8 protein-coding genes are annotated in these 13,687 nt (G+C 66.9%); 1 reads left to right on the forward strand and 7 read right to left on the reverse strand.

Features of this window, described 5'->3' with window-relative positions; genetic code table 11:
• Positions 1-3 precede the first annotated feature (3 nt).
• From SM447_RS00290 to SM447_RS00320, 7 genes are all read right to left on the reverse strand, one after another.
• Entirely contained in the window at positions 4-732 is a 729-nt protein-coding gene (locus SM447_RS00290) for a DivIVA domain-containing protein (RefSeq protein ID WP_474570676.1), read from the reverse strand.
• Positions 733-883: 151 nt separating this feature from the next.
• Positions 884-1,318 carry a VOC family protein gene (locus SM447_RS00295; RefSeq protein ID WP_474570677.1) on the reverse strand — a complete coding sequence of 145 codons (435 nt, stop codon included), beginning with the start codon at positions 1,316-1,318 and terminating at the stop codon, positions 884-886.
• A 28-nt stretch (positions 1,319-1,346) separates the two neighbouring features.
• Positions 1,347-1,700, reverse strand: coding sequence for a nitroreductase/quinone reductase family protein (locus SM447_RS00300; protein ID WP_474570678.1), 354 nt, complete (start codon positions 1,698-1,700; stop codon positions 1,347-1,349).
• A gap of 147 nt (positions 1,701-1,847) precedes the next feature.
• Positions 1,848-2,903, reverse strand: coding sequence for a trypsin-like serine peptidase (locus SM447_RS00305; protein WP_474570679.1), 1,056 nt, complete (start codon positions 2,901-2,903; stop codon positions 1,848-1,850).
• 343 nt (positions 2,904-3,246) lie between these two features.
• Complete coding sequence (locus SM447_RS00310) at positions 3,247-5,460, reverse strand: choice-of-anchor J domain-containing protein (RefSeq protein WP_474570680.1); 2,214 nt, start codon at positions 5,458-5,460, stop codon at positions 3,247-3,249.
• Positions 5,461-5,595: 135 nt separating this feature from the next.
• Positions 5,596-6,573: a phosphotransferase family protein gene (locus tag SM447_RS00315; RefSeq protein WP_474570681.1), complete on the reverse strand. Its 978-nt coding sequence runs from the start codon at positions 6,571-6,573 to the stop codon at positions 5,596-5,598.
• 348 nt (positions 6,574-6,921) lie between these two features.
• Positions 6,922-9,993 (reverse strand): DEAD/DEAH box helicase, encoded by a 3,072-nt coding sequence (locus SM447_RS00320; protein WP_474570682.1) that lies wholly within the window; start codon positions 9,991-9,993, stop codon positions 6,922-6,924.
• 516 nt (positions 9,994-10,509) lie between these two features.
• Here SM447_RS00320 and dpdE point away from each other — a divergent pair.
• Positions 10,510-13,677 carry a protein DpdE gene (gene dpdE, locus SM447_RS00325; protein ID WP_474570683.1) on the forward strand — a complete coding sequence of 1,056 codons (3,168 nt, stop codon included), beginning with the start codon at positions 10,510-10,512 and terminating at the stop codon, positions 13,675-13,677.
• Positions 13,678-13,687: the final 10 nt, after the last annotated feature.

The raw sequence follows: 13,687 nt of genomic DNA on the forward strand, positions 1-13,687 counted from the left end.
CGGCTACCGCGGCTGCTCTTCGAGGGCGGTGGCGAGCCGCTTCAGGTAGTCGTCGACCTGGCCCATGTGGTAGCCGCGCAGCGCGACCTCGAGCGTCGAGCGGTGCAACTCTTCCCTGAGCGACGCACGCCGCGCCGCCGTGCCGGCGGCGAGCGCGTCCAGGCCCCGCAGGACGAGGCTGTCCACCATCCGCTTGTCATAGCCGCGCAGCGCGGTGTCGAAGACCGGCTCGTCGAGACCTTCCTGTCCGCGCTGCCGTGCGTCGGTGAAGCGGCCACCGCTGTGCCGGGTCAACTCGGCGGCCACCTCGTCCGCCGACTGCCGCACGTCGGCGAGGTCGAGCAGGACCAGGGCGGCCCGGCCGTCGACCGGGCTGCGACCGGTGAGCGGCCGGTCGATGGTCGACCCCACACCGGGGATCAGCAGCAACGACGGGCCGGGTGATGACGAACCGGCTGCCCGCGCCGGCTGGTCCAGCACGATGGCGTCGATCTCGATCCACGGCACCAGCCGGTTGAGCCCGGCGACCCTCAGGTCCAGTCCTTCGGCCCCGATCCGGAACCGGAACGGTCGCAGCGACCGGGCGGTGATCCAGCCACCGGTCAGCAACGCGGCTCCGGCGAAGATCCAGGCACTGACCCCGGGAGAGCCCTTGCCCAGCAGCAGGGACACCCCGACCGCGAGCAACAGGACGCCGAGCGCCAGCGAACGCCGATTCCTGCGCAGCTCCACAGCGACACCTCGATCTTGTGAGTGGCAGTGCCGAGCATGGCACGCCGAGGCGACCCGCGCCGACCTCGCCCGCACCGGCCACCGCCGCTCCGCGGCGCTCAACCGGACGGAATGCCCTGGCCACTCCTGACCGGGGTGAAGCCCGATCGGGTCAGACCGTGCCGAAGTCGGGGACGGTGATCGTGCCGTCCGCCGCGATCGGGAAGCCCGGATTCCAGGCGATCTCCCAGAGGTGGCCGTCCGGGTCGCTGAAGTAGCCGGCGTACCCGCCGTAGGAGGTGTCGCGGGCCGGCTGGGTCACGGTGGCACCGGCCCGGTCGGCGGCGGCCATCAGCTGATCCACCTCGTCGCGCTCGCGTACGTTGTGCGCCAGCGCGATCCCGGCGAACCCGCCCGCCGCACGGTCGGTGACACCGGCGTCCTCGGCCAGCGACTGCCGTGCCCACAGGACGACGGCGAGCCCGCCCGCCTGGAAGAACACTGTCTGCTCGACCTCCTGGCCCTGCCAGCCGAGCTGCCGGTAGAAGTCGCGGGACCGGGCCAGGTCGGCCACGCCGAGTGTGATCAGGCTGAGACGCTGCTCCATCCCGGCAACCTAACCCGGCGTGCGACGGTCAGCCCAGGGGGACTTGGACGGCGACGTCGTGTTTCGGGTAGAGCGAGGCGATCTGGTCGGCACCGTACTTGGCGCGGAACATCGCCACGACGTGGTCGACCCGGTCGGCCTCGGTGATCGGGGTGGCGCTGGAACTCAACGCGGTGCCGTTCACGGCCAACTGGACCATCGGGGTCTGCCGGACGTTCTTGTACCACTGGCTGTCCGAGCCGGTCACCGGCACCAGGAAGACGTTGTCGTCCTCCTGCACGAACCACACCGGGTGGGTGATCTGTCGCCCGGTCCGGCGTCCGGTCACGGTCAGCTCGACCTCGCGTACGCCGTCAAGCGCGTCACCGATCGCGTTGGTCATGGTGTCTCCCGCAGCTCGCCCCCGACGATGCCCCCGCTCGCCAGGCTAGGGACGGACGCCGACCCGCGTCGCCGGATCCGGCAGCTTCATCCGAGATGGGCGTGCCGGGTCCCGGCGCGGAGCGCGCCGGGACCCGGTGGTGCCGTGTTACGCGGAGAGGTTACGTACCGCGTTGTAGAGGCTGGCCGCGCCGTCGCCGAAGTACGGCGAGAACATGTACTGCGGGTAGGCGGTGTACTTGAAACTGTTGAGTCCGTTTATGTAGCCCCAGTTGCCGTCGAAGCCGGCCAACCAGTAGCCACCGGACGATCCGCCGGTCATGTAGTTGAGCAGGTAGATGGTGCCGTCGCCGTTGCTGTAGGCGTAACCGTTCTCGGCATACAGGATCTGGCCGTTGAACGGGGACGCCTGCGGGTAGCCGAAGGCGTACACGTACTGGGGCGAACCCACATTCCAGGCGATTCCCTGGCCACCGAGATAGTCCACGATGCGTACGCCGCCGTTGCGGCCGATCAGCGCCGCGCCGAAGTCGTAACGGAAGTCGCCGGAGTAGAACCAGCCGTTCAGCGTGTAGAGGTCGATCGCGTACCAGTAGCCGTACGGTGCGGAGCCGTTGACGTAGTTGGGGACGAAGGTCCAGTTCGTCGCCCAGGTGCCGGCGCCGCTGGAAAGGCAGTGACCGGCGGTCCACACGATCGACCGGCCCTCGCTGTTGACGACGCCGGCCGAGCAGACGTAGTTGCCACCGTTCAGGGTGAAGAAGACCTTGCCGCTGGTCCGGGCGACCGGGTGGCCGACGGGGTAGGCCGGGTCGTACGCCTGGGTGGAAACCCCGGTGCCACCGACCGCCTCCGGCTCGACCTGCGGCGGGGCCGGCGGCACCCGCTCCGGCTTACCCGACGACGGCGGAACCCGGTCGAGCGACCGCTTCTGTGCGGCCATGGCCTTGACGGCGGGCAGCTCGCTCTCGGGCTTCGCCGAACGCATCCGTTCGGGGGTCCAGTACTGCGCCAGGGCACGCTCGCGGGAGTCAGCGTCGTCGCTGCCCGCAGTCCGTGCCACGTCCGCGCTGAGTTGAGCGGGGGCGGAGACCACCCGCTGCGCCGACGGGGTCGCGTCCGCCTGCGCCGCGGTCGGCAGCAGGGCGGCTACGAGCCCGAAGGTCGCAATCAGGGCGAATCTGCGCAACCGTTCTCTGGACATTGGGCACTCCTCCGTTAGGGGACGGGAGGACCCAAGGCTAAGCATCGAGGCTGTTAAATAAATTACGCGAGCCGTCGCGTGAGTGAACTGCGCGAGAAACGGCAAATCAGCACGGTCACTCATCGAATGCGAGCCAATGGAAGACCCCGTCAACCAGGGAAGATTGCCATTCCGGATCGACTGGATGGCGCAAATCCCAACGGGTGTTCTTTTCGTCGGTGGCAGATTCTTCCCGCCGTCGGCAACTACGAACGAGCTGTGAAATTCCGCAACTTGCCGGAGCGGTCCGGGAAAGAAAGAGCTCCCGGTGCCGCGACGCGACACCGGGAGCTCTCTGGTCAGGTCAGCTCAGCGGCCCGCCGCCGGGCTGCACCACGTTGTTCACCGTCAGGGTGTACGGCGCGTACTGCGTCACCTGCTCGGTCGGCTCGTCGTAGGCGACGATGGCGACCACCTTCGGGAAGGCGGTCAGCAGCGCCGTCTGGACCAGTCCGAGGGTGAACCCGGACTTGCCGTCTACCTCGACCTGGAGGGCCAGCTTGTGCTTCTCGTCGATGCCGACGAACCGGACGTTCCAGTTCGCCACCGGCGTCGGGGAGATCTCCGAAGGCGAGTCGAACGGCTCCAGGCTGGAGCCGTCGCTGACCAGCGTGCCGCCGACCGCGATGTCGTCGATCAGCAGACCGCCCTCGTTGACACCGCCGTCGCTGACGTACCGGAAGCTGAGCAGCACCTCCTGACCGGCGTACGCGGACAGGTCGAACGAGTGCGGCTCGAAGCCCTCGGTGGTGCCGTTCAGCGCCGGGCCGAGCGGACCGGCGACCGTCTCCTCACCGGGGATGACCGTGTACGTCTTCCCGCCGTCGGTGGAGACGCTGACGTAGCCGTAGTCGTAGCCGGCCTCCGCGCCGTACTTCGCCAGGAAGGTCAGCGTCGGGTCGGCGGCCGGCACGGTCACCGGGGTGACCGCGGCGACGTCCAGGCTGCTGGCGTTGCCGGACCACAGCACCGGGTTGCCGGGCCGGTCCGGGTCGCTGCCCACGATCTGCCAGGCCAGCGGGACCGGCGGCAGCGTCTTCGCGCCCTGGAATTTGATCGACCGCAGGTCGCCCCGGCTCAGCGGCTTGCCGTTCGCCTTCTGCAACGGGATGTAGTCGGCGCCGTTGGGTGCCGCGCCGGCCGTCGCGTACGAGGCCGGGTTGGCCAGGTTCACCGTGGCGTTCAGGCTGGGCGTGGTGACCCGGCGCTTGTCCACCCCGAGCATGACGCCCAGCTTGGAGTTGCCGACGATCCGGTCCACCAGGTTCATCGTCTGGTAGTCGTGGATCACCTTGTACATGTCCTTGACGCCCTCGGCCTTCAACGCCGCCTCGAGGCTGGCGAAGCCCTGAAGCTCACCGTCGCGGTGCAGCCGCGAGATGAAGTCCAGGCCGTAGCGGTCGTACAGGAACAGGGTGAACGAGTAGACGTTGCCGTAGTCGGCGAGCACCCCGCTTGAGGTGTTCCCCTCGTTCCACAGGTTGATCGAGTTCTCCGGGCCGCCGCAGTCCCGTGGATTCGTGTTGTAGTCCGTCTGGACAATGCCGAAGCCCTGGAAACAGTGGATGTGGCTGTCCGTGCCGGGCTGGTCCACCCGGGCCGTGGCGTCGACGTAACCGGCCAGCGTCTGGGCGAAGTCGGAAAGACCCTCGTTCAGCCAGGTCGTCTCGAACGGGTCGGTGTAGTAGTGCGCCAGGTGCTGCCACTCGTGGATGAACGTGCCCTCGTACAGGTTCGGGCGGGCCGGGCGGCTGGTGCACAGGTCGTCGGTCGGCTCGTTCGGCGGGTTCGCGCCGGTGCGGTGCGCCCAGTCGAACGCGTCGACCGTCATGATGTTGCGGTCGAGCAGCTCGTTGAAGAGCGAGAAGTGGAAGCCGGCGATGTAGCTGGGGGCCGCCGGGAAGTCGTAGAAGTTGTCGTCGCGTACGTTGTCGACGAGCGTGACCGTCCGGTTGCCGGCGCCGGTGTAGTCCCCGGCGATCTGCGCGTTGCTGCCGTCCCGCTCCGGCGGGGTGCTGAACGCGGCCGTCGACTTCGGGTACATGTTCGTGTCGAACTCGTTGACCAGGTGCGCGACCTGCTCGTCGGTGACCACCGTCGAGTTCGGGATCTGCCGCCGGCAGTCGCCCTCCGGGAACTCCGTGTCGTTGGCGACCCACACCTCGATGTTGTCGCCCACGCCGCGCAGGGTGTACGGCTTCAGGTAGATGACGCCCTGGTAGTCGTCCAGGGCCAGCCACTGCCGCACCGTACCGACCGGCGGCGTCTCGGCCGCCGCCGCTTGCGACCGCGCCTGGGTACGCGGCTGATACTGGGTGGGCGCCTCCAGGCGCTGACCGTTGAAGGTGAAGTCCTTGCGGGTCAGCTCACGAACGTCGCTGGCCAGCCCGGTGGCCGGCGCGGGCACCGGCTTCACCGCGGCGGTCTCCGTGGCGGCGGCCGGAGCCGGCTGGGCGATGACGAGTAACGGTAGGACGATGGCGCTGGCTGCTATCCCCGCGAAGCGGCGTCGTGCCACGGAACCTCCTCATAGGTGGAAGACCTCGCCCCGGCCCGGGGCGCCCCGGGCATCGGCGGATCTACGCACGCTGATCGAGCGTCTCCGTATCCTGTGCACGTCGCCCCCGATCAGGCAACCCCTCACCGCCGTCGATCAGCCGAGGCAGGCCAGCGCCGCGTCCAGATGCGCCGCGGCCTGCTGGCGGATCGGCGCGTACTCCTCGACCGGGTAGCAGCGGGTCGCGTCCTCGGTGAGCAGGATCAGCGCGAGATACATCTGGTACAGCCGCAGGCGGCCGCGTTCCGGGTCGGTCAGATGATCCCGGCCCAGGTAGCCGGGGAGCAGGCCGGGCACCCCGGCCGGGTCGGCGAAGACCGCCAGCGACACCAGCTCGGCGATCGGGTCGCCGTAGAAGGCCCGCTCGCCGTCGATGATCCCCTCGACGGCGAAGCCGTCCCCGTCCGGCCGGACGAAGATGTTGCCGTCCCACAGGTCGAAGTGGACCAGCGCCGGCCGGGTCACCTCGTCGAGCAGGTCGGCCTGGCGGTGGATGAGCCGGCCGATCGTCTCCGCCGGTGCCGGCAGCTCACGGTCGTAGGCCACGGCGTCGGCGAGGATGTCGTCGATGATGGCCAGGAACGAGGTCCGCCAGCTCGCCGAGCGGGTACGACCGTCCCGGCGCGGATAGCCGAACAGCTCCCCGGTCACCCTGTGCAGCCGGGCCGCGAGAGCGCCGAGCTGGTGGCGCAACGCCGACAACTGCGCCGGGCTCATCGCCTCCTTCGCGGTCTCCAGCGACTCGCCGCGCAACCGGTCCACGATCAGATACCCGACGTCGGGGTCCGCGGCGCGCAGCGCCGGCAGCGGCAGCCCCACCTCCGCCGCCCGCCGGTAGAACTCGAGCTCGGTACGCATCAACTCGACCTCGTACCGCAGCAGCGGCAGCTCCGGCGGCGGCGCCACCTTCATGACGAGGTCACGACCGTCGGCGAGGGTCACCCCGTACGTGGCGTTGAAATAGCCGTCGGTGAACTCCACGACGTCGCTCAGCTCGACCTGCGCACCGAGGCCCTGCCGCAGCAGACCGACGATCTCGTCCCGGGACAGGTCACGCTTGGTGATGCTCCACACGCGGGGAGCATCCCACCCGTGAAAAGACTTCCACAACAGCCCGACGTTCACCGAACGGGCCGCCAGCGACATGGCCGGCCACCCGCGATCGCGGCATCGAGCGACGAGGTCGTGAAATGTGTGCCCACTTGAACCTCGACCGAAAAGCCGACAAAAAGGACGTATAAGTATTGTCTGAGAAAACTGGGAAATGCTTGTACCGTTCCTTGCCGTCGCTGCCACCACGGGTGGTCGGGGTCGTCCGGCGCCAGCGGAGACGAGAGGGAAATCTTGGACAGTTCCCGTCACGAGCTAACGGAAACTGTCCAAGATTTGGATTCGATGGGGCAGTTGCCCTCCGGCACAGGCTTACGCGGCGATGGCGCGGGCGGCGGCGTACATGTCGGCGGGCAGCGGGTGCCTCAGCTCCCAGATGATCCGCATCGGACGGTCGCCAGTGTGCTGCTGGTACGTCATCGGCCCGGCGTACAGGTAGGCCGGCGCGCCCAGGTCACGGTCCGGCATTCGGGTCTCCCGCACGAAGAGGTGCACCGTCGAGCCTTGCTTCTCATGGTTGATGTAGCGCTGCCCGGTCGCCGACGCCGACGACGTGGTGCTCTGCGACTCCCACTGGAACAGGGTGTCGGTGATGGCCCGGTCGGCGTACATCGTGGTGGGGGAGTAGTGCTGCTCGGACTTGACCAGGGTGACGAAGAAGATGTCGGCCTTGGCGTCCGGCAACCACTTCACGCCTTCCCGCAACGAGCCCGGGTTCGCCATGCCGAAGGCGGCGCACGCCTCGTTGCGGCTGTACCGGGCGTGCACGTTGAGCGGCAACCCCTCGGTCGGCACCGTGACCCGGTGGATGCGATCGCGGAGCACCTCGGCCACTTGCCGCAGCTCCGCGCAGCGCGCCGGTTCGGCCCAGAGCCGGGTCAGCCGCTCCTCCCGCTCGGTGAGCGGCGCGTTCGGCCCCCACAGGTCGAAGTGCAGCGTGTCCCACAGCCGCCCGACCTCCGGCCGTTCGCCGGCCGCCACCCGGGCCAACAGGTCCAGCCGGTCCGGGTCGTCCAGGTGCAGCATCCGCCCGATGGCCCGGCCCAACTCGCGGTCGTCCCGCCCGCCCGGTGAGGCTTCCAGCCCGGCGAGTCGCCGCAGCCCCGTCCACCCGCCGATGGTCGCCGACCGGTAGACGTCCTCGATCTCCACGCCGGCCTCGCGCAGGAACTCGCCCAGGCCGACGTCCCCGAGCAGCCGTAGTTCCTTCACCAGACCGGTCTTCGAGGTCGGCATCGCTAACTTCAGGTTGGCCAGCACGATGTCCTTGGCCACCCGGTCGAGCTGGATGTGGCAGCCGCTTGGCAGGGACGGGAAGTCGTCGCGTACCGCCTCGGTTATCGCGCGGCGGCTGACCCCGGTCAGAGCCCGCCACCGTAGGTCGAAGCGGAAGTTGGCGTGCTGCCCGCCGATGAAGTCGAGCACGGTCAGGCACGGCTTGTCGTCGTCCAGGCGCAGGCCACGGCCGAGCTGCTGAAGGAAGATCGTGGCACTCTCGGTCGGCCGCAGCATCAGGATCGTGTCGACCATCGGCAGGTCGACACCCTCGTTGAACAGGTCGACGGTGAACAGCACCTTGAGCGCGCGGTTTTTGAACTCCTTGAGCAGAGCCTGCCGACCGGCAGTGTCGACGCGGGACGTGATCGCCGCCGACGGTACGCCGTGCCTGCTGAACCAGTCCGCCATGAACTCGGCGTGCCCGATGCTCACGCAGAACCCGAGCGCCCGCATCCGGTGGACGTCGACGCTGTCCCGTACCGCCCGCAGCACCATCCGCGCCCGCGCGTCGTTGCCGGTGTAGACGCCGTCCAGCTCCGCCGGGTCGTACCCCTGCCCACGCTTCCACCGCAGCTGCGACAGGTCGACATCGTCGTGCAGCCCGAAATACTGGAACGGCGCGAGCAGTTGCCGCTCCAACGCCTCCCACAGATGCAGCTCAACGGCCGTGCGACCGTCGAACCACCGCCGCACGTCGCCGCCGTCACTGCGGTCGGGGGTCGCCGTCAATCCCAGCAGTACGCGCGGCGTCAGCCGGGTGAGCAGCCGGGCGTACGTGGGCGCTTCCGCGTGATGGAACTCGTCGACAACCACCATGTCGTACGCCTCGGGGTCGATCTCCCGCCGGTGCAGCGACTGGATGGAGGCAAAGACGTGCCGCCAGTGCTGCGGTTCCCGGCCCCCGACAAGCGTCTCGCCGAAGCTGCCGTCCCCCATGACCTGCCGGAACGTCGCCAGGCTCTGCCGCAGGATCTGCTCCTGATGCGCCACGAACAGCAACGAGTCAACGGCCTTCTCCCGATGCAGCCGGCGGTAGTCGAGCGCCGCCACAATCGTCTTGCCCGTGCCGGTGGCCATCACGACCAGGTTGCGCCACCGGCCGTGCACCTTCCGCTCGGCGTCGAGATCCGCCAGGACCTCCGCCTGATACGGGTACGGCCGCACATCCAGGTTGGCGATCTCGGTCGGCGCTTCGTCGCGTCGTTCCCCGCGTAGCGCGGTCCGCAGCCGCTCGCCGTCGCTGCCGGGGTCGTAGTCCTCGAACGCCGGATCGTGCCAGTAGTCCTCGAACGTGGCGGTGAACGTGTCGATGACGTACGGCTGCTCGACGTTCGAGATCCTGACGTTCCACTCCAACCCGTCGACCAGCGCCGCCTTCGACAGGTTCGACGATCCGACGTACGCGGTGGTCATGCCGTTGTTGCGCTGGAACAGCCAGGCTTTGGCGTGCAGGCGGGTGGTCCGGGTCTCGTAGGAAACCTTGATCTCGGCACTCAACTCGGCGAGCCGGTCCAGGGCACGCTGATCGGTCGCGCCGAGGTACGTCGTGGTGATGACTCGGAGACGTCCGCCGCGCTCGATCAGGCGGCGGACGGCGGGCTCGATGATGCGCAGGCCATGCCACTTGATGAACGCGCACAGCAGGTCGACCTGGTCTGCGGAAGCCATCTCGTGGGTGACCTCGTGACCGATGCGCGGCTGGTGCCGGCCGTTGACCAGGAGCGCGCCGGTGGAGAGTGGGGTGGTGGGACGTATCGGGAAGACGGGGGCGGCCGGCGGGGTCGGCGGTGCGGCGATGGCGTGCAGGAGGTGCTCCGCGTCGGTGACCTGGTCATCGACTGTGGCGGCCTGCGGGCTCAGGAAGGCGATGGTGTCGGCGATGCGGTTGGCCAACTCGACTTGGCGGTGGAGCTTGTCGTCGTCGCCGCCGCCGACAGCGTGCAGGGCGTGGCGAGCCAGGGTGGCGATGTGGCGGGCAAGGGCATCCGGGGCGTCAGCTGGGTCGAGCTTTGCGTGCTGGATCAGCACAGGGTCGATGTGCTGGAGCCGGTCGGCCAGGTCGCGCGTGACGACGTGCTCGTAGACGCCCCGCTCAAGATCCGTCACGTGGGCAACGTAGCCTGCGAACAAGGAGCTGCTGGGCTCTGCGCGTGTCGGATCTATGACAGGCTTTGGCGGCATGCTGCCAAAGTGAGGTCCAAGTCGATGATTGCTATCGTCCGCGGAACCCCGTCCTGGCCTCCGCAGAATCATGCGGCCATGATCAGTCGTTGCCTAGGAGCAATATCAACTTGTAGGTAGTTGACAGCTCAAATAGGCCAGTGAAGACCGACTGATCGGGTGAACACCTAGGGGTCCCCCTCGTAGGACCCCTGCCGGTAGTGTCCGCGGCACACCTTGTGGGGAGGTGAGGTCGATGCCCGCGGACATGAGCCTGTCGACTGCGGTCGAGGGACGTTGCGGGTGGCCTTGGGCGGGGCGTTTCGGGCTGTTCCACGGCTGCCAGACGTTGGCGTCGATCTCGCACGCTGAACAGGCGAGGCGACTCAGGTGGTACCTGCCGCCAGAGAGGTCGCCGCGGCCCGCGTAGTTGCTGTCTGATCCCGCCAACAAGAACAGTCGATGGCAAACATCGGCGATCAATGGAAGGTAGCTTTGTCCGGACTGCCCCCAGCATCGAGTGCCGCGGCTCGGGCTCGGCCTGTGAGCGAGACACACCAGGGTAAATCTCACCTAGTCGGGCGCATTGTTTACGATGTTGAAAGCGATGACGGCTTCGCCTGGTGCGAAATTATCGAGGGTGGAAAGGCGCGCCTCCGCTACGTCGACCTGCCTGGTGTGCGCGAGGAGGTCCATAAGGTATCCGTCGGCCGAGTTCGCATCGCCAAGCTTAGCCACGGAGCGCGAGTCTGGGTTAGGAGCACGGTATACGGCTGGATGGCAGGCGAGGTTACGGGCCATCTTAGCCGAAGCCGATACCTGGTACGGCTACCTGGAGTCTCAGGGGACATCGCCCTAGAAGAACAGCACTTGTTGGTGCGGTGGAATCGGCCACTGGCCGATCCCATCGCCGCGGTGGCGCAGGGGTTTTGTGATTCACCCGAGTACTATGAGGCGCGTTACCGCTTCCTCGACCAGTTGATACACCAGCGCCGCGTCGCCCGCGGGTTCACTGCTGCCTTGTCCGCCCCCATTGCCCTTTACCAGCACCAAATCGATACCGCAGCCAGGGTCCTGGCAGATCCCGTGCCGCGCTATCTTTTGGCAGACGAGGTCGGGCTTGGCAAGACAATAGAAGCCGGGCTGGTCATTCGCCAGATGCTCCTCGATGACTCTGGCGCGACCGTACTGGTTTCCGCGCCAGTCGAGCTGACGAGTCAATGGGAGGAGGAACTGTACGAGCGGTTCCTTCTTGATGAGGAAATCGACGAGGGGAGGCTACAATTGGCCTCCCACCGGCAACTAGCGCAATATCCCTCACTCGGCCAGTTTGCGCTTGTTGTGGTGGACGAAGCTCATCGAGTGGCTGATCTTCTCGAGCAGATGCCCGCCCTGCGTGAGAATCTGCTGCAGACCAAGGCCCTCCTACTGCTGTCGGCGACGCCGATGCGCAGAAATTACGCGACGTTCCTCGACCTCCTAAACCTCATTGATCCCGTCGCCTTCCCGAGGAATGATATCGAGGGATTCCGGAGCCGAGTAGAACAACGTGAGAGAGAAGCCACGGGACTTCAGCTACTCTCCTCGCCCCGAACTGCCAGACGCCACCGTCTTAGCGTTTTGAACAATCTGGAGTTGCTGCACGGGACGGACCCGACAGTTCTTCGCCTCGTGCAGGAGTGCCGATCGGAGGAGGACGGTGCATCCTCCCTCTGGTCGGAGCTGGTGAACTATGTGCGGGAGACGTACCGCGTCAGCAGGCGAATGGTCCGGCATCGCCGGAATACGCCGGCGACGGAAGAGTACCCAGTCGCCGGCCGGCGCACAGTCTTCGTCCGAATCGACGATCCCGCCCGTCCAGCAGTGGATTCGTTCATGGAGCGATACCGGGAACATCTTGGCTCCCGAACTAGTCGAAGTCTGTACGCGAGGGCCGTCCTTAATGGGCTGGGTGGGCCGCGCGCGCTTCTACGTCACCTGCAGCTGCGGCTCACGGCATCGCCCGGGACTAACGACTTCGTACCCCCGAACGACCGGCCGCTGCTGAAGGCAGCCGTGGCTCGACTGGAACTCTTGGATACAACAGTCCGACTCCGTTCTAGCCTCGAGGTCGTACAAGATCGGCTCGCCCATGGCCTGAAGGTGGTGGTCCTAGGGACATCGCCCGACACTGCTCGGGAGTTCTACGAACACGCAACCGCTCGCTGGCCTGGGCGAGTCGGCAGGCACTTCAGCGGTGCGGAGCAGAGCGATCACGAAGAGGTCGTCTGGGACTTCTTGTCAGGGCGAGGGGGTCAGGTACTGGTCGGAGACCAGTCACTCGAGGAGGGCAGGAACCTCCAGGACGCCCACGTACTCGTGAACTTGGATTTACCGCTCGACCCGAACCGGCTGGAGCAGAGAATCGGGCGCTTGGATCGATACAGTCAGCGACCCGGCGCTGCGGAGATCGTGGTCTTCGCTGAGCCCGACAGCGACTGGGTCAGCGCACACCTGCGTCTACTGACTGACGGCATCGGAATCTTCGAGGAATCTGCGGCGACACTACAGCACAGGTTGGCTGAACTTCTGGATGAAGTGACCCAACGGTTGCAGCAGTCCGGCAGGCAAGCGTTCGAGTTTGACCTGGCCGAATTGCGGGCCAATCTTGAGGAGGAGCGCGAGGAGGTCGACCTTCTCGAGGAGGTCGAATCCGGCGCCCTTACATCGCACTTCGACCAGACGTCTGTGCTTGAACTCCGCGAAGCGGAACAGGACGTCACCGACTTGCGTGAAGCGTTTTCACGGCTTGTAGGGAGGCGAGGAGGTGTCGGGCTCCGGGCGTATGAGGATCCGGACAAGCGCCTGGTGCACTTCGGCTCGGAAATCCACGGAATTCCCGCGGATGCTGTAGAGGAACTCCGTCCCTTACTGAAACGGCCCCGGGCGTACGGGCGCGAGGCTGCCATCGCCCGAAGAGGAGCTGCTCCGCTACGCCTCGGGGATCCCCTCGTCGACTGGCTCTCCGGATATCTGCAGAAAGACGAAAGGGGACGGGCATACGCCTTCGTTCGAGCCTGCTCGGCGGTCGAAGTACCTACTTTTTGGCTGCACTGCGACTTCCTGGTGGAATTCGACGACTCGCACGCACAGGTCACCAGCGAAGCCGACCGCCGGCGTTTGCGACGCCGGGCCGACGCACTGCTGCCACCAACCATAGTTCGTACCTGGACGGGGGCCTCCGGTCCCGCGCCGGCAAACCTGGTGCGGGATGTACTGGGCTTACCGTTCGACCCGAGATCCGATCAGGTGTTAAGGGGCGACCTGTGGGATAAGGTCTTGTCCGCTCTTCCTGACTGGCAGCAACTCTGCCAGATGGCTGGGGAGATCGCGCAAGACCTCCCGCGAACCTCCTTGGCGTTGGCGAATGCACCGGCGGCTGCAACAAAGCGGGCACATGAGGAAATAGGTGCTCGCCTCGCCGTACTACGTGCCAGATCGGAGCGGCTGCGGTCAGCCGCCGAACGTCTGAGCGCCCAACTGGACCTTGAGCGCGAGAAGGCAATCGGCCAGGCGCTGATGCAAGGCGTCAGCACACCCGCTGTCTCAATGACCGCCTGTGGCGGCATCGTCCTCTGGCCGGCCTCATGACAGAGCACTC

It is taken from the genome of Micromonospora aridisoli (genome assembly GCF_056150025.1).